The sequence below is a fragment of the Bordetella genomosp. 5 genome (assembly GCF_002261315.1).
Taxonomy (GTDB): domain Bacteria; phylum Pseudomonadota; class Gammaproteobacteria; order Burkholderiales; family Burkholderiaceae_B; genus Bordetella.
This window is the reverse complement of sequence record NZ_NEVP01000004.1, coordinates 536,694-552,970: the sequence shown is the minus strand read 5'-3', so window position 1 is coordinate 552,970 and position 16,277 is coordinate 536,694. Positions and strand designations below refer to the sequence as shown.

Genomic DNA, 16,277 nt, shown 5'->3' with positions numbered 1-16,277 from the left:
CGGGTCGACAGGAGCGGCGCCCCCTCCCCCCGGTCGGCCCGGGCGCGGATCGCGAGCCCACCAATATAGGCATTGTTTGCCGGATTAATTGGCGTAATGCCGGGGGATGCCGCTTCGTAGAATGCCCTCCATCACTAATGGAGCCGCTTTCGCGACCCTCATCACCATGCTCAACACGGCCCCCCAGAGTCCGAACGCCATCGCAAGCGCCAAACGGCTCGACTACACGCTCTCGCCTGGCCATCTGCGCGCCAGCGCCCATCTCTACGGCATCGCCACCACGCCGCTCGACACGGCGCGCGTGCTGGAGATCGGCTGCGCCGCCGCCGAGAACCTGCTGCCGCTCGCGCAGGCGTACCCGCGGGCCACCGTGCAGGGCGTGGACACCAATCCGGAAGCCATCGAACGCGGCCGCCGCCACGCCGAGCTGCTGGGCCTGGACAACCTCTCGCTGCAGGCCCTGCAGTTCGAGGAGCTGCTCGACTGGCAGACCGGGGTGGGCCCGTTCGACTACATCCTGGTGCGCGGATTGTTCAGCGCGCTGGGCAACGACGCCCAGACGGCCCTGCTGATGTGGTGCCGCAGCGTGCTGGCTCCGGCGGGCGTGGTGTTCGTCGACTACGCCACCAATCCCGGCGCGAAGGCGGCCGAGATCGTGCGCGACGCGATCATGCTGCACGCCCACGACGCAACGACCGAAGACGAGGTCAAGGCGAGCGCGCGCGCCGCCCTCACGCTGTTCCAGAGCGGCATCTCCGGCACCAATCCGCTCGGCCCCGCGCTCGATCAGAGCTCCAAGGCATTTGCCAGCGAACTGGCCGACGACGCAGGCGCGCCGTCGCCCTACCTGCTGGGCAGCAACGCCTGCTATCTCGTCGAATTCACCGACCGCGCACAACAGGCGGGCCTCGCCTACGTGGGCGACGGGCTGCCGCTCACCGAGCTGCCGCAGCATTACGGCCAGAACGTGGCCCTGTCGCAGAGCCTGATGGCGCTGGGACGGCCCAAGGTGATGCGCCAGCAGTACCTGGACTTCGCGATCGGCCGCGCCAGCCGCCGCAGCCTGCTCGTGCACGAAGACCGCACGGCCGATATTCAAAGCAAGCCCGACGTCGAGCGCCTGCGCGAGCTGCGCTGGGCCACCGGCCTGATGCGGGCCAGCGTGAATTACGCCGTCAAGGGCGTGATGTATCTCGGCAACGCCGGCCAGGTGCTCAACACGAGCGATCCCCTGACGATCGCGCTGGTGGACACCCTCGCGCACGCCTGGCCCGCCAGCCTGTCGTACGAGGCGCTGGCGCGGGCGCTGGAACACGGCATGACCGATCGTCCCGGCACCTACAGCCAGGACGCGCTCGACAAGGCGCTGCAGACCCTGCTGTTCCAGAATCTGCTCTATTACGCGCTCGAGGCCGGTCCTTACGACCAGCCCGACGACGCCCCGCTCGAGCTGGTGACGGGCATCTGCCACAACTTCTCGGCGCTGACCCACAACGTCATCACGCAGTTCAACCTGTGGCACGAAACGCTGGCGTGGAACCCGCCCAACGTCGAGAAGAAGATCATCAAGCAGATCGCCACCGGCACCCCGCTCGGCGCGATCTCCGACGAACTGTGGGAACTGAACGGCAAGACCGACAAGACCCAGGGCGTGACCTTCGCCGGCGCCGCCGCGACCGCGCTCGCCAGCCTGAAACGCTACGGCGGCCTGCGCTCGGGCAATGGCACCTGGCTCGCGCTGCTGCGCAACGGCCTGTCGGAAGCCGATCATGCCGGCCCGTTCTGGCACCACTACATCGATGCGCTGACGCGCCAGGCGCTCAATCACGGCTACGCGTTCGTGACCGAGCCCGCCACGACCGGCACGACCTCTCCCGCGCTCGCCGCCGCCACCCGCAAGCTGGCGGATCAGGCCAATAGCGAAGGCTATGCCAGCGCCATTGCCGACACCCGCAAGCTGCTCGCCAAGCACCCCAACCACTATCAGGGTTGGGAAATCCTGGTCTACAGCCTGTGCCGCTCGGGCTATATCGAAGAGGCGCTGAAGGCCGCGCTGCGATTGCTGGATCTGGCGCCCATGCGCCAGCTCTCCTATGCCCGCCTGGGCGAGTGCCTGACCACGGCAGGCCGCGTGATCGAAGCGCTGGCCGCCGGCCGGCGCTGCCTCGAGCTCGATCCGACCAACGCCGTCAGCCACCTGACGCTGGGCGACGCGCTGGCCGCCGCCGGCCGCTACTCCGAAGCCGAGCACGCCTGCCGGCGCGCGCTCGAGATCAAGCCGACGCTGCAGGCCGCCCGCACCAACCTGGTCAACATCCTTGCCCAGCGTGGCGACGCGGTCGCCGCCGAGCAGGCCGCGAAGGATGGCCTCGAGGTGTTCCCGAAGCTGGCCACGCTGCACAACAATCGCCTGTTCGCCGCCAACTACGCGCCCGAGAAGTCGGCCGAAGAGATCTTCGAGGCTTATCGCGAGTTCGAGAAGGCCCTGTGCGAGCCGCTCTATACGCTGTGGCGCCCGTTCCGCAACACGCGTACCCCCGGCCGCAAGCTGAAGGTGGGCTATGTCTCGCCCGACTTCCGCCTGCACTCGGGCAATGAGTTCATCGAGCCGCTGCTGTCGAACCATGATCGCTCGCAGTTCGAGCTCTACGCCTATGCCGAGGTCAAGACCGAAGACGTGGTCACGCGCCGCTTCAAAGGCTATTTCGATCACTGGGTCGGCATCCGCGGCGTGGGCGCCGATGCGCTGACCGAGCAGATCCGCAAGGACGGCATCGACATCCTGATCGATCTGGCCGGCCACACCGGTCACAACCGCCTGAGCGTGTTCGCGCGCAAGCCGGCGCCGGTCTCGATCACGTGGCTGGGCTTCGGCTACACCACGGGTATCAAGGCCATCGACTACATCCTCACCGATGGCGTGATGGCACCGGCCGGCAGCGAGCACCTGTTCGCCGAGCGTCCCTGGCGCCTGGAGCACGGCAGCCTGGTCTACCAGGCCAAGCCCGGCATGGGCCATGTCAGCGAGCTGCCCGCGCTGAACAACGAGCGCATCACGCTGGGCTCGCTCAGCCGATCGATCCGGATCAACGCGCGCACCGTGCGCGTGTGGTCGGAGATCATGCGCCGCATTCCGAATGCTCAGCTGGTGCTCGACAGCGGCAGCTTCGGCGAACCGCAGCTGCAGCAGGAAATGGCGGCGCGCTTCATGGCGCAAGGCATCGCCGGCGACCGCCTGCTGATCGGCAAGAACAGCCCGCCCTGGAACGTGCTGCGCAAGATGGACATCGGTCTGGACTGCTTCCCGCACAACTCGGGCGTCACGCTGGTCGAGACGCTGTACATGGGCGTGCCCTACGTCACGCTGGCCGACCGCCCGAGCGTGGGCCGCATCGGCAGCTCGCTGCTGCACAGCGCCGGCCACCCGGAATGGGTCGCCAACACCGAAGACGAATACATCGAGAAGGTCGTGGCCCTGGCCAGCGATCTTCCGGCCCTGGCCGAGATCCGCGGCAAGCTGCGCGGCGAACTCGAGGCCAGCCCCTTGATGGACGGCAAGGGCTTCACCCGCCGCGTCGAGGCGGCCTTCCAAGACATGTTCAAGACCTGGTGCGAGTCATCCCAATGAAGGCAGTCATTCTGGCGGGCGGCCTCGGCACCCGCATCTCCGAAGAAACTCACATGCGTCCCAAGCCGATGATCGAGATCGGCGGGCGGCCCATCCTGTGGCACATCATGAAGATCTATTCGCACTACGGCGTGAATGACTTCATCATCTGCTGCGGCTACAAGGGCTACATGATCAAGGAGTACTTCGCCAACTACTTCCTGCACATGTCCGACGTCACGTTCGACATGGCGCGCAACCAGATGGAAGTGCATCAGCAGAAGGCCGAACCGTGGCGCGTCACGCTGGTGGACACCGGCGAAAACACCATGACCGGCGGCCGTCTGAAGCGCGTGGCGCCCTACCTGAAGGACGAAGAGGCGTTCTGCTTCACCTACGGCGACGGCGTGGCCGACGTGGACATCGGCAAGCTGATCGCGTTTCACCGCGACCACGGCAAGTCGGCCACCGTCACGGCCGTGCAGCCCCCGGGCCGTTACGGCGCGCTGCGCATGGAAGGCTCGCGCGTCGCGGGCTTCACCGAAAAGCCGCGCGGCGACGGCGGCCTGATCAATGGCGGCTTCTTCGTGCTGTCGCCCAGCGTGCTGCCGCTCATCGACGATGACAGCACCGCCTGGGAATCGGCGCCGCTCGAGCGCCTGAGCCGCGATGGCGAGCTGCAGGCCTTCGAACACCTGGGCTTCTGGCAGCCCATGGACACGCTGCGCGAGAAAAACCTGCTCGAATCCCTGTGGAGCAGCGACACCGCCCCCTGGAAAGTCTGGTGATGCTGCCTGTTCCCGGCTTCTGGCGCGGCAAGCGCGTCCTTGTCACCGGGCATACCGGTTTCAAGGGCGCCTGGCTCGCCTTCTGGCTGGCGCGCCTGGGCGCGCGGGTCAGCGGCATCGCGCTCGCGCCCAATACTCGCCCGTCGCTGTACGAGGCGCTGGCGCTCGAGGGCGAGATCGACGCCCATCTGTGCGACATCCGCGATCGCGAGGCGTTCACCCGCCTGGTGCGCGCCGCCCGCCCCGAGATCGTGCTGCACCTGGCGGCCCAGCCGCTGGTGCGCGCGAGCTATCGCGAGCCGGTCGAGACCTTCGCCGCCAACGTGATGGGCACGGTGCATCTGCTCGACGCGATACGCGGCCTGGACAGCGTGCGCTCCGTGGTCTCGATCACGACCGACAAGGTCTATCGCAACCAGGAGTGGCACTACCCCTACCGCGAGACCGACGCGCTCGGCGGCCACGACCCCTACAGCGCCAGCAAGGCGGCCTGCGAGATCGCGATCGCCTGCTACCGCGACGCCTTTCTGGCAAGCCAGGGTGTGGCCCTGGCAAGCGCGCGGGCCGGCAACGTGATCGGTGGCGGCGACTGGTCGGAAGACCGGCTCATTCCCGATGCGGTGCGCGCCTGGGAGCGCGGCGCCACGCTGGAGATCCGCCGCCCCGATGCGGTGCGCCCCTGGCAGCACGTGCTGGAACCGCTCGCGGGCTATCTGCGCCTGGCGCACGCGCTCTGGGATACCCCGGCGCTGGCCGGCGCGTACAACTTCGGTCCCGATGCCGCCGGCGCCGTGCCGGTGCGTGATGTGATCGAGATCGCCCGCGCCGCCTATGGCCGCGGCGAGGTGCACTACGGCACCGAGATCACCGGTCCGCACGAGGCGGGGCTGCTCATGCTGGACACCTCGGCCACCCGTGCCGCGCTCGGCTGCGCGCCGCGCTGGACCCTGGCGGACGCGGTGGGTCGCACCATGGGCTGGTACCGCGGACAGGCCACAGGCACTCCCGCCCGCGACCTGTGCGAAGCCGACCTGGCTGCCTTCGAGGCCCGGCCATGAAGCTGATGTTCGGCGACACCCCGCTCGCGGGCCTGCGCACGCTGGAGCGTCCGCGCGCCGGCGATTCGCGCGGGTTCTTCGCGCGTCTGTTCAACGCCGCCGAATTGCAGGAGGCCGGCTGGCCCGGCCCGATCGAGCAGGTCAATCACAGCTATACCGCGCAGCGCGGATCGGTGCGCGGCATGCATTACCAGCACCAGCCCCAGGCCGACACCAAGCTGGTGCAGTGCGTGCGCGGCGAGGTGTGGGACGTGGCCGTGGACCTGCGCCGCGGCTCCCCCACCTTTCTGCGGTGGCACGCGCAGCGCCTGTCGGCCGACAATCGCCGCGGCCTGCTCATTCCGGCGGGCTTCGCGCACGGATTTCAGACACTCACCGACGACGTCGAACTGGTGTATTGCCACGCCGCCCCGTATGCCCCCGCATGCGAAGGCGCGCTGCATCACCTCGACCCCCGTCTGGCCATCGCCTGGCCCCTGCCCGTCACGGAAGTCTCCGTGCGGGACCAGGGCCACGCTTTCCTCGACCCCGGTTTCCAAGGATTGGATCCATGAAGTGCCGCCATTGCAGCGCCGAGCTGCGCCTGCCCTTTCTCGACCTGGGCCACGCTCCGCCTTCCAATGCCTACCTCAAGCCCGAGGACCTGAACCGGCCCGAGACGACGTTCCCGCTGCGCCTGCTGGTCTGCGAGCAATGCTGGCTGGTGCAGACGGAAGACTACGCGGGCCGCGAGGCACTCTTCACCGAGGAGTACGCCTACTTCAGCTCGTATTCGCAGTCGTGGCTGGACCACTCGCGCAACTACGTCGAGAAGATGACCGACCGCTTCGGCCTGGGCGAAGGCAGCATGGTGGTGGAGGTCGCGGCCAATGACGGCTATCTGCTGCAATACGTGCAGGCCGCGGGCGTGCCCTGCTATGGCATCGAGCCCACCGCCAGCACGGCGGCGGCCGCGCGCAAGCTCGGCCTGGAGATCGTCGAGCGCTTCTTCGGCGAAACGCTGGGCAACGAGCTTTCCGCCCGGGGCCGCGCCGCCGACCTGATCGCCGCCAACAACGTGCTCGCGCACGTGCCGGACATCAACGATTTCGTGATCGGCTTCCGCCAGCTGCTCAAGCCCAACGGCGTGGCCACGTTCGAGTTTCCGCACCTGCTGCGCATGGTGGCCGAGAGCCAGTTCGACACGGCCTACCACGAGCACTACTCCTATCTGTCGCTCACGGCCGTGCGCCATATCTTCGCCGCCAATGGCCTGACGGTGTTCGACGTCGAACAGATCCCGACCCATGGCGGCAGCCTGCGCGTCTATGCCCAGCGCACCGACACGGGCACGCATCCGGTCGCGCCCTCGGTGCAGCGCCTGCTGAGCCAGGAAGACGAAAGCGGGCTGCGTACGGCCGCGTTCTACGCCGGCTTCCAGAAGCAGGCCGAGGCGGTCAAGAACGGCCTGCTGGCCTTCCTGCTGCAGGCCCACGCCGAAGGCAAGCGGGTGGGCGCCTATGGCGCAGCGGCCAAGGGCAACACGCTGATGAACTTCGCCGGCGTCCGCCCCGACCTGCTGCCTTACGTGGTCGATCGCAACCCCGCCAAGCAGAATCAGTACCTGCCCGGCAGCCACATCCCGGTGGTGGACGAGGCCACGCTGCAACGCGACAAGCCCGACTACATCGTGATCCTGCCCTGGAACCTGAAGACCGAGGTCTCGGCCCAGCTGGCCTATGCGCGCGAATGGGGCGCACGCCTGGTGACGGCCGTGCCGCATCTGGCGATCGTCCCGGCCTGACGCCCGCCGCAATGAGCCTGACTTTCACCGTTCTGGGCGCAACCGGCTTCGTCGGCCGGCATCTGGTCGCGCATCTGCGCGGCCAGGGCCACGACTGCCGCGCCTACGGGCGCGAGGCGCGTTCGCAGTATGTCCGGCCCCTGGGTCACGTGATCTATGCCATCGGCCTGACTTCGGACTTCCGGCAACGCCCGCTCGACACGGTGGAGGCGCACGTGTGCGTGCTGCGCGAGCTGCTGGCCGAAGGCGGCTTCGACAGCCTCACCTATCTGTCGAGCACGCGGGTATACGCCGGCGCCAGCGCCACCAGCGAAGACACGCGCCTTGGCGTGAACCCCAACGATCCGAGCGACCTGTACAACCTCTCGAAGCTCACCGGCGAAGCGCTGTGCCTGCACGCCGGCGCGGGACGGGCCAAGGTCGTGCGTCTGTCCAATGTCGTGGGGCTGCGCGATACGCCCGACAGCTTCATCGACCAGCTGCTCGAAGAGGGCTGGCCGCAGGGCCGGCTCGAACTGCAGACCGCGCTCGATTCGCGCAAGGACTACATTCATATCGATGACGCCGTGGCACAGATCACGGCAATCGCCCAATCGCCCGCCACCGGCATCTACAACGTGGCGGGCGGTGCCGGCATCGAGAACCGCGACATCGCCGAGCTGCTCACGCGGCAATTCGGTTGGTCCGTCACGGTGCGCGACCAGGCGCCGTCCTGGCGCTTTCCCGATATCGACACCCGCAATACGGCGGCGCTGACGGGCCTGACGGCCCGGCCATTCGCCGAGTACTTTCCGACCTTTCTCAATCAGTATCGACAGCACAGGGGATCCTAGATGTCCTACCTCGAAACGACGCCCGACGGGCACCCCGACTACCGCAACGAGAAGCAGGCCCGCATCGAAGGCTACGCTTCCGACGACGAATTCCGCGCGCTCTCCAACGCCTGGCGCACGATGGCGCTCGAGCGCAAGTACATGAACAACTTCTCGTGGCTCGGCCGCCCGCTGATCCAGCTGCCGCAGGACGCCATGGCGATGCAGGAGCTGATCTGGGCGGTCAAGCCCGATCTGGTGATCGAGACCGGCATCGCGCACGGCGGCTCGCTGATCCTGTCGGCCTCCATGCTCGAACTGGTGGGCCACGGCGAGGTCGTGGGCGTGGACATCGAGATCCGTCAGCACAACCGCGACGCCATCGAAAGCCACCCGCTCGCCAAGCGCATCTCGCTGATCGAGGGCTCCAGCATCGACGCCAAGGTCATCGATCAGGTGCGTGCGCATGCCGAAGGCAAGAAGAAGATCCTGGTGTGCCTGGATTCGAACCACACGCACGAACACGTGCTGGCCGAGCTCGAGGCCTACGCGCCGCTGGTGAGCCCGGGCAGCTACTGCGTCGTGTTCGACACCTTCGTGGAAGACATGCCGGCCGACTACGTCTGGCAGGATCGTGGCTGGGGCAAGGGCAACAACCCGAAGACCGCCGTGTGGGAATACCTCAAGTCGCATCCCGAGTTCGAAATCGACCGTTCCGTCGAAGACCGCCTGCTCGTGACCTCGGCGCCCGACGGCTTCCTGCGCCGCAAGGCCTGATCGCCCGGACCCCGCCATGATCGAACTTCACCCTGCTGCCCGCGTGTCCGGACTGGCCGATCTCGAGGATTCCCGCCGCGGAACCCGCATCGTGATCGAGTCGGGCGTCGTCATCGACGCCTTCGTCAAGATCAAGCCCGCGGGCGGCAGCGGTGATGTGATCATCGGCCGCGACAGCGTGATCAACTCGGGCTGCGTGCTCTACACCGGCAACGGCATCACGATCGGCCGCGGCGTCGCCGTGGCCGCCAACTGCACGTTCGCACCGACCAATCACGAGTTCAAGCGCCGCGACGTCCCGATCCGCGAACAGGGCTTTCGCCCGAGCAAGGGCGGGATCATCATCGAGGACGACGTCTGGATCGGCGCCAACTGCGTGCTGCTCGACGGCGCGATCCTGCGCCAGGGCTGCGTGATCGGCGCGGGCTCGATCGTCCGCGGCGAGGTGCCGGCCTACTCGATCCAGGGCGGCAACCCGCTCGTTTTGCTGGGCTGGCGCGGCGAAAACGGCGTATAGTCATGCCGACGTCATCACGCCCGACTATATTTTTTCCGAATCGTCAGATGCCGCGTCTCGCGCGCAGCCTTTAAAGGAACCGCCATGGATGACATGTCCGTCAGCAACGCCGTCAATACCGCCCTCGCCATGCGCGACGTGAACACCGTCCAGGAAGTCCAGGTCGCCCTGCTCAAGAAGGTGCTTGCATCGCAGGCCGATACCATGGCCACCCTGATGCAGTCGCTGCCGACCGCCGTCGACGCCAATCTGGGCTCGCGCATCAATACCCACGCATAAGCGCACCTGCGCCTGCGAAGAGGCCGCCTTCGGGCGGCTCTCAGCAAAAACAAGGCCGCCCGAGGGCGGCCTTGTCTTTGCGTGACGCCCGTCGTGGCGCGTCTTACTTCTTGCGCATCGGCGGCAGGTCCGTGCACACGCCCTCGGCGACTTCGGCGGCCATGCCGACGGATTCGCCCAGGGTCGGGTGCGGGTGGATGGTCTTGGCGATATCCACCACGTCGGCGCCCATTTCGATCGCCAGCGCGACCTCGCTGATCAGATCGCCCGCGTGCGTGCCAACGATGCCGCCACCCAGGATGCGGTGCGTTTCGCCGTCGAACAGCAGCTTGGTGAAGCCTTCGTCGCGGCCGTTGGCGATGGCGCGGCCCGAGGCGGCCCACGGGAACACGCCCTTCTCGACCTTGATGCCCTGCTTCTTGGCTTCGTCTTCGGTCAGGCCGACCCACGCCACTTCCGGATCGGTGTAGGCCACCGACGGAATCACGCGGGCATCGAAGAAAGCCTTCTCGCCGGCGGCCGCTTCGGCGGCCACGTGGCCTTCGTGCACGGCCTTGTGCGCCAGCATGGGCTGGCCCACGATGTCGCCGATCGCGAAGATGTGCGGCACGTTGGTGCGCATCTGGCGATCGACCTCGATGAATCCCCGGTCGGTCACGGCGATACCCGCCTTGTCGGCGCCGATCTTCTTGCCATTGGGGCTGCGGCCCACGGCCTGGAGCACCAGGTCGTAGCGCTGCGGCTCTTTGGGCGCACCCTCGCCCTCGAAGCTCACATAGATGCCGTCCTTGCGCGCCTCGGCGCCCACGGTCTTGGTCTTGAGCATGATGTTGTCGAAGCGCGGCGCATTCATCTTCTGCCACACCTTGACCAGGTCGCGATCCGCGCCCTGCATCAGGCCGTCGAGCATCTCCACGACGTCCAGGCGTGCGCCCAGCGTGGAATACACCGTGCCCATTTCCAGACCGATGATCCCGCCGCCGATGATGAGCATCTTCTTGGGAATCTCGCGCAGCAGCAGCGCGCCGGTCGAATCGACGATGCGTTCGTCGTCGGGCAGGAACGGCAGCTTCACCGACTGGCTGCCGGCGGCGATGATGGCGTTCTTGAATTTGAGCGTCTGGGTCTTGCCGTCGGCGCCCTTCACGGTGAGGTGATGGGGGTCGGCGAACTCGCCCACGCCCGTCACGACCGTGACCTTGCGGGCCTTGGCCATGCCGGCCAGACCGCCGGTGAGCTTGGCCACCACGCTGTCCTTGTAGCCGCGCAGCTTGTCCAGATCGATCTTGGGCTCGCCGAAGCTGATGCCGTGGGCAGCCAGCGCGCGCGCCTCGTCGATGATGGCGGCGTTGTGCAGCAGCGCCTTGGACGGGATGCAGCCCACGTTCAGGCACACACCACCCAGGGTGGCGTAGCGCTCGACCAGGACGGTCTTCAGGCCCAGATCGGCGGCCCGGAAGGCGGCCGAGTAGCCGCCGGGGCCGGCGCCCAGCACCAGCACGTCGTATTCGCCGTCGGCCGAGCCGCTGTACGACGCCGCCTGCGGGGCGTCGGCCTTCGCCGCCTTGGGCGCTTCAGCGCCGCCGGCGTCCTTCTTGGGGGCTTCCTTGGCGGCTTCTTTTGGCGCTTCCTTGGCGGCGGGCTTGGCGTCGGCACCGCCCTCGGCGGCTTCGACCTCGAGGATCACGCTGCCCTCGGCGACCTTGTCGCCGACCTTGACCTTGACCGACTTCACCACGCCGCCCGCCGAGGCCGGGATCTCCATCGAGGCCTTGTCGGACTCGACGGTGATCAGGCTTTGTTCGGCCTTGACGGTGTCGCCCTCGGCAACCAGCACCTCGATGACTTCGACTTCCTTGAAGTCACCGATGTCGGGAACCTTGATTTCAGTGATATTGCTCATCGTGTCTCCCGGTGCTTACAGCGCGATGCGGCGGAAGTCGGCCAGCAGCTGACCGAGGTACGCGTTGAAGCGCGCGGCCGATGCGCCGTCGATCACGCGGTGATCGTACGACAGCGACAGCGGCAGGGTCAGGCGCGGCTGGAACTGCTTGCCGTCCCAGACCGGCTGGTGCGACGAACGCGACAGACCGAGAATCGCGACTTCGGGCGCGTTGATGATGGGCGTGAAGTGGGTGCCACCGATGCCGCCCAGCGACGAGATCGAGAAGCAGCCACCCTGCATGTCGGCGGGCGAAATCTTGCCGTCACGCGCCTTCTTGGCGAGTTCGGCGGTTTCCTTCGCCAGCTCCACGATGCCCTTCTTGTCGGCATCGCGCACCACCGGCACCACCAGCCCGTTGGGCGTGTCGGCCGCGAAGCCGATGTGGTAGTACTGCTTGAGCACCAGCGTGTCGCCATCGAGCGAGGCGTTGAACTCGGGGAACTTCTTCAAGGCGGCCACGACGGCCTTGATCACGAAGGCGAGCATCGTGACCTTGATGCCGGCCTTTTCGTTTTCCTTGTTCAGTTGCACGCGCAACGCTTCGAGATCGGTGATGTCGGCCACGTCGTTGTTGGTGACGTGCGGGATCATGACCCAGTTGCGGTGCAGGTTCGCGCCGGAGATCTTCTTGATGCGCGACAGCGGCTTGGCTTCGATCGGACCGAACTTGGTGAAGTCGATCTTCGGCCACGGCAGCAGACCCAGCGCGGCGCCATCGGCCGAACCGGACGCGGGCGCGGCGGCACCGGCACCCCCGGCGAGCGCCTGCTTCACGAAGCCGCGCACGTCGTCGGCCGTGATGCGGCCCTTCTGACCGGAGCCGGTCACCTTGCTCAGGTTCACGCCGAGTTCGCGGGCGAACTTGCGCACCGAGGGCGACGCGTGCGGCAGCTGGCCCGGCTTCAGGTTGGCGTCTTCGAGCGCGGCGGTGGGCGAAGGACGGGCTTCGCTCTTGGCCTCCGCGCGGGGCGCTTCGGCCGCGGCCTGCTTGGGCGCTTCGGCCTTGGCTTCGGCCTTGGGCGCGTCCTGCTTGGCCGGGGCGGCACCGCCCTCGACCACGACGATCACGCTGCCCTTGGCGACCTTGTCGCCCACCTTGACCTTGATGTCCTTGACCACACCACCGGCCGAGGCCGGGATCTCCATCGAGGCCTTGTCGGACTCGACGGTGATCAGGCTTTGTTCCGCCTTGATGGTGTCGCCGACGGCCACCATGACCTCGATGACCTCGACTTCCTTGAAGTCGCCGATATCGGGCACGGTGATTTCGGACGGGCCCGACGAAGCCGGCGCGGCCGACTCGGCCGCTTCCTGCTTGGGCGCGGCCTTGGCTTCTTCCTTGGGCGCTTCCTTGGCGGCTTCCTGCTTCGGCGCTTCCTTGGGCGCCTCGGCCTTGGCCTCGCCGGCCTCGATCTCGAGGATGACGGTGTTCTCGGCGACCTTGTCGCCGACCTTGACCTTGACCGACTTCACCACGCCACCGGCCGAGGCCGGGATCTCCATCGAGGCCTTATCGGACTCGACGGTGATCAGGCTCTGTTCGGCCTGGATGGTGTCGCCCTCGGCAACCAGCACCTCGATGACTTCGACTTCCTTGAAGTCGCCAATGTCGGGGACCTTGATTTCCACGATGTTGCTCATGTCTGTCTACCCTCAGGCGTATTGCGGGTTGGCTTTGTTCGGATCGATGCCGTACTTCTTGATGGCTTCGGCGACCTTGGCGGCCGGCACCTTGCCTTCGTCGGCCAGCGCCTTGAGCGCGGCCACGACGACGAAGCGGCGATCCACTTCGAAGTGCTCGCGCAGCTTCGAGCGGAAATCCGAGCGGCCGAAGCCATCGGTGCCCAGCACGCGGTATTCGCGGCCCTTCGGCACGAACGGACGGATCTGGTCGGCGAACAGCTTCATGTAGTCGGTCGACGCGATGATCGGGCCTTCGCTCTTGGCGAGCTGCTCGGTCACGTAGGCCACCTGCGGCTTCTTGGCTTCGGGATTGAGCAGGTTGTGACGCTCGGCGTCCAGACCGTTGCGGCGCAGCTCGGTGAAGCTGGTCACGCTCCAGACGTCGGAAGCGACACCCCAGTCGGCGTCGAGCATGTCCTGCGCGGCCATGACTTCGCGCAGGATCGTGCCCGAGCCCATCAGTTGCACGCGCTGCTTGCCCTTGCCGGCCGACTTCAGCTTGTACATACCCTTGATGATGCCTTCTTCGTCGCCGGTATTCAGACCCGGCTGAGCGTAGTTTTCATTCATCAGGGTCAGGTAGTAATACACGTTCTCCTGGTCTTCGACCATGCGCTTCATGCCGTGCTGGATGATGACGGCCAGCTCGTGCGCGAAGGTCGGGTCGTACGACACGCAGTTCGGGATGGTCGAGGCCAGGATGTGGCTGTGACCGTCTTCGTGCTGCAGGCCTTCGCCGTTGAGCGTGGTGCGCCCGGCGGTGCCACCCAGCAGGAAGCCGCGCGCCTGCATGTCGCCGGCCGCCCAGGCCAGATCGCCGATGCGCTGGAAGCCGAACATCGAGTAGTAGATGTAGAACGGGACCATGATGCGGTTGTTCGTCGAGTACGACGTGGCCGCGGCGATCCACGAGCTCATGGCGCCCGCTTCGTTGATGCCTTCCTGCAGGAGCTGACCGTCGGCCGACTCCTTGTAATACATGACCTGATCCTTGTCGACCGGCGTGTACTTCTGGCCTTCCGGCGCATAGATACCGATCTGGCGGAACAGACCTTCCATGCCGAACGTACGCGATTCGTCGGCCAGGATCGGCACCACGCGCGGACCGAGGTCCTTGTCGCGCAGGATCTGGTTCAGCACGCGCACGAAGGCTTGCGTGGTCGAGATTTCACGGCCTTCGGAGGTGGGTTCCAGCGTGGCCTTGAAGGCCTCGAGCGCGGGCACCTTGAGCTTCTCGTCGGCCTTGGCGCGGCGCTTGGGCAGGTAACCGCCCAGGGCCTTGCGGCGCTCGTGCAGGTACTTCATTTCGGCGGAATCTTCGGCCGGCTTGAAGTACGGCAGCTTTTCGAGCTGGTCGTCGGGGATCGGGATGCCGAAGCGATCGCGGAATTCGCGGATCGACTCGAGCTCCAGCTTCTTTTGCTGGTGGGTCGGGTTCTTGGCCTGGCCCACGTGGCCCATGCCGTAGCCCTTGATGGTCTTGGCCAGGATCACGGTCGGCTGACCCGTGGTGTTGGCGGCCGCGTCGAACGCCGCGTACACCTTGTGGGGATCGTGACCGCCACGGTTCAGGCGCCAGATGTCTTCGTCGCTCATGCGCGAGACGGCCTCGAGCAGCTTGGGGTGCTTGCCGAAGAAGTGTTCGCGCACGAACTTGCCGTCATTGGCCTTGTACGCCTGGTACTCGCCGTCGACGGTCTCTTCCATGATCTTGCGCAGGATGCCTTCCTTGTCGTGCGCAAGGAGAGGATCCCAGTAACCGCCCCAGATCAGCTTGATGACGTTCCAGCCCGAACCGCGGAAGTCGCCTTCGAGTTCCTGGATGATCTTGCCGTTGCCGCGCACCGGGCCGTCCAGACGCTGCAGGTTGCAGTTGATGACGAAGATCAGGTTGTCGAGCTTCTCGCGAGCCGCCAGCGCGATGGCGCCCAGCGATTCGGGTTCGTCCATTTCGCCGTCGCCGCAGAACACCCAGACCTTGCGCTTGCTGGTGTCGGCGATGCCGCGGGCGTGCAGGTACTTCAGGAAGCGGGCCTGATAGATGGCCATCAGCGGGCCGAGGCCCATCGACACCGTCGGGAACTGCCAGAAATCCGGCATCAGCTTCGGGTGCGGGTACGACGACAGACCCTTGCCATCGACTTCCTGGCGGAAGTGATTCAGCTGCTCTTCGGTCAGGCGGCCTTCGAGGTAGGCGCGGCCGTACATGCCGGGCGAGGTGTGGCCCTGGAAGTAGACCAGATCGCCGCCGTGGTCTTCGGTCTCGGCGTGCCAGAAGTGGTTCTGGCCGCAGCCGATCATGGTGGCCAGCGAAGCGAACGAGGCGATGTGACCGCCGAGGTCGCCGCCATCGGGCGGATTGTGCTTGTTGGCCTTGACCACCATGGCCATGGCGTTCCAGCGCACGTACGAACGGATGCGCGTCTCGAGCTCGAGGTTGCCGGGATGGGCGGGCTCGAGGCCGGCGGGGATGGTGTTGACGTAGGCGGTGTTGGCCGAATACGGGATGTGCGCACCGGAGCGGCGAGCCTCGTCGATCAGGCGCTCGAGCAGGTAGTGAGCGCGTTGCGGGCCCTCGCGATCGAGGACTGCCGCCAAGGCTTCCAGCCACTCCTGAGTCTCTTGGGAGTCTTCGTCGTTGGCAGCCAGAAGGCCGCCGGCCTGGTCGATAGAGGACATCGTGTGTCTCCTGATGGGGTTTTCGGTACCACACCCCGGCTTGTGAGGTAGCGGGGTTTGATATGCGGACGCGGTCCGTCGATGCCTGCTCCCACGCGGTGGCGGCTCTGACGGACTGCTGAAGCCCGCATTCTAAGAAACAAGAATCGCCCGCCGCAAGCGATATTTCATGTTGCGATACGGCATTTCATAATATGAAAATAGCCGCATCAGGAGCGATCTGCCCGCGAGAATGCTGCGTATTGCCCGGGAAACGGCCGCTATCGTGCAGGGCCAGGCAGGCACAGGCAGCCTCAACCGTGCCACAACCGGCCCCTCCCTGCCAAGCGCGGCAAGGTGACAACCGGCC

12 protein-coding genes are annotated in these 16,277 nt (G+C 66.5%); 9 read left to right on the top strand and 3 right to left on the bottom strand.

The features are described from left to right. The first annotated feature begins 121 nt into the window (after positions 1-121). The 9 genes from CAL25_RS08065 to CAL25_RS08025 all read left to right on the top strand — a co-directional run bounded on the left by CAL25_RS08065 (position 122) and on the right by CAL25_RS08025 (position 9,621). Complete coding sequence (locus CAL25_RS08065; RefSeq protein WP_170948430.1) at positions 122-3,628, top strand: methyltransferase domain-containing protein; 3,507 nt, start codon at positions 122-124, stop codon at positions 3,626-3,628. Further along, positions 3,625-4,395, top strand: a complete 771-nt coding sequence (rfbF, locus tag CAL25_RS08060; RefSeq protein WP_094799408.1) for a glucose-1-phosphate cytidylyltransferase — start codon at positions 3,625-3,627, stop codon at positions 4,393-4,395. Before CAL25_RS08065 ends, rfbF begins: the two co-directional genes overlap by 4 nt. Then, the gene (rfbG, locus tag CAL25_RS08055) at positions 4,395-5,453 is read left to right on the top strand and encodes a CDP-glucose 4,6-dehydratase (RefSeq protein WP_094799407.1); all 1,059 of its coding nucleotides are present in this window, start codon (positions 4,395-4,397) and stop codon (positions 5,451-5,453) included. The genes rfbF and rfbG overlap by 1 nt, the downstream gene beginning before the upstream one ends. After that, a complete protein-coding gene (rfbC, locus tag CAL25_RS08050) occupies positions 5,450-6,007 on the top strand; it encodes a dTDP-4-dehydrorhamnose 3,5-epimerase (RefSeq protein ID WP_094799406.1) in 558 nt (185 codons plus the stop codon). The genes rfbG and rfbC overlap by 4 nt, the downstream gene beginning before the upstream one ends. Further along, a complete protein-coding gene (locus CAL25_RS08045) occupies positions 6,004-7,236 on the top strand; it encodes a class I SAM-dependent methyltransferase (RefSeq protein ID WP_094799405.1) in 1,233 nt (410 codons plus the stop codon). Before rfbC ends, CAL25_RS08045 begins: the two co-directional genes overlap by 4 nt. 11 nt (positions 7,237-7,247) lie before the next feature. Next, positions 7,248-8,069, top strand: a complete 822-nt coding sequence (locus CAL25_RS08040) for an NAD-dependent epimerase/dehydratase family protein (RefSeq protein ID WP_249278988.1) — start codon at positions 7,248-7,250, stop codon at positions 8,067-8,069. After that, the gene (locus CAL25_RS08035) at positions 8,070-8,825 is read left to right on the top strand and encodes a cephalosporin hydroxylase family protein (protein ID WP_094799403.1); all 756 of its coding nucleotides are present in this window, start codon (positions 8,070-8,072) and stop codon (positions 8,823-8,825) included. It begins immediately after the preceding gene. Positions 8,826-8,841: 16 nt separating this feature from the next. After that, on the top strand, positions 8,842-9,342 hold the full coding sequence (locus tag CAL25_RS08030; RefSeq protein WP_094799402.1) for an acyltransferase: 501 nt from the start codon (positions 8,842-8,844) through the stop codon (positions 9,340-9,342). Positions 9,343-9,426: 84 nt separating this feature from the next. Continuing rightward, a complete protein-coding gene (locus tag CAL25_RS08025) occupies positions 9,427-9,621 on the top strand; it encodes a putative motility protein (RefSeq protein WP_094799401.1) in 195 nt (64 codons plus the stop codon). Positions 9,622-9,724: 103 nt separating this feature from the next. On the opposite strand, the gene lpdA is transcribed toward CAL25_RS08025, so the two are convergent. Genes lpdA through aceE form a run of 3 tightly spaced genes read right to left on the bottom strand, consistent with a single transcriptional unit; the run spans position 9,725 to position 15,928 of the window. Then, on the bottom strand, positions 9,725-11,524 hold the full coding sequence (lpdA, locus tag CAL25_RS08020) for a dihydrolipoyl dehydrogenase (protein ID WP_094799400.1): 1,800 nt from the start codon (positions 11,522-11,524) through the stop codon (positions 9,725-9,727). 15 nt (positions 11,525-11,539) lie between these two features. Next, the gene (gene aceF / locus CAL25_RS08015) at positions 11,540-13,207 is read right to left on the bottom strand and encodes a dihydrolipoyllysine-residue acetyltransferase (RefSeq protein ID WP_094799399.1); all 1,668 of its coding nucleotides are present in this window, start codon (positions 13,205-13,207) and stop codon (positions 11,540-11,542) included. 12 nt (positions 13,208-13,219) lie between these two features. Further along, positions 13,220-15,928: a pyruvate dehydrogenase (acetyl-transferring), homodimeric type gene (gene aceE, locus CAL25_RS08010; protein ID WP_094799398.1), complete on the bottom strand. Its 2,709-nt coding sequence runs from the start codon at positions 15,926-15,928 to the stop codon at positions 13,220-13,222. Positions 15,929-16,277: the final 349 nt, after the last annotated feature.